The 590-nt window shown below is 66.3% G+C and carries 2 protein-coding genes; both read left to right on the top strand.

Annotation, left to right across the window (positions count from 1 at the left end; genetic code table 11):
- Window positions 1-46: 46 nt before the first annotated feature.
- Window positions 47-379, top strand: a complete 333-nt coding sequence (locus tag CAPSK01_RS17440) for a hypothetical protein (RefSeq protein ID WP_034929687.1) — start codon at window positions 47-49, stop codon at window positions 377-379.
- Window positions 376-590: hypothetical protein (locus CAPSK01_RS17435; protein WP_034929686.1), on the top strand; the 215-nt coding region annotated here is incomplete at its 3' end. The genes CAPSK01_RS17440 and CAPSK01_RS17435, both read left to right, overlap by 4 nt.

Genomic DNA, 590 nt, shown 5'->3' with positions numbered 1-590 from the left:
TCCTTATGCCTGCGCGGTGGACATCACCGGGCCGTGGAGATAGCGCATGGCGGGCCGATTGGCGTTAAGTCGTATCGTAGTGGATGCGCAATGCGGCGGGCGCGGACGCTTGACCGGTGATGTAGTGCGGGCGCGGGTGGCGGGCGATCCGGCAGGCAGCGGCGATCTGTTCCTGGCCCGCAAGCGGGTGTTGTTGATGGCGGTGCCCGAAAAAGTCGTGTGCCGGGAAGCCATTACCGATAGCGCCGGGGTCGTCGTATTCGATCATCTGCTGGAAGGGCGCGAATACGCCGCCTTGACCTATGCCGCGCCGTTGCCGGACGGGTCGTTGGTGATCGGCGACTACTGGGATCGGCTGTTTCCGAGTCCTCTGCCATGACCACCGCCACCCGCCGCACGACCACTGCGGTCAACGCCGCCGCCGACGCCATTGCGGCCCTGCTGACCGGGGGTGCGCTGGAGTTTCTGACCGGCAGTCGCCCGGCGCAGCCGGAAGGATCGACCGCAGAAACGATGCTGGCGGCCATCACGCTGGCCGGGTTTGACCCTGCCGTGGACGGGCTGATTCGCTTTGAATTTTCCGCCGTCGC

Source organism: Candidatus Accumulibacter vicinus (assembly GCF_000584955.1).
GTDB lineage: Bacteria > Pseudomonadota > Gammaproteobacteria > Burkholderiales > Rhodocyclaceae > Accumulibacter > Accumulibacter vicinus.
The sequence above is the reverse complement of the archived record's forward strand: the minus strand, read 5'-3'. Positions and strand labels throughout refer to the sequence as shown.

Coding starts and splice junctions, on each gene's coding strand:
- CAPSK01_RS17440 (WP_034929687.1), top strand. CDS start 47: ATGGCGGGCCGATTGGCGTTAAGTCGTATCGTAGTGGATGCGCAATGC.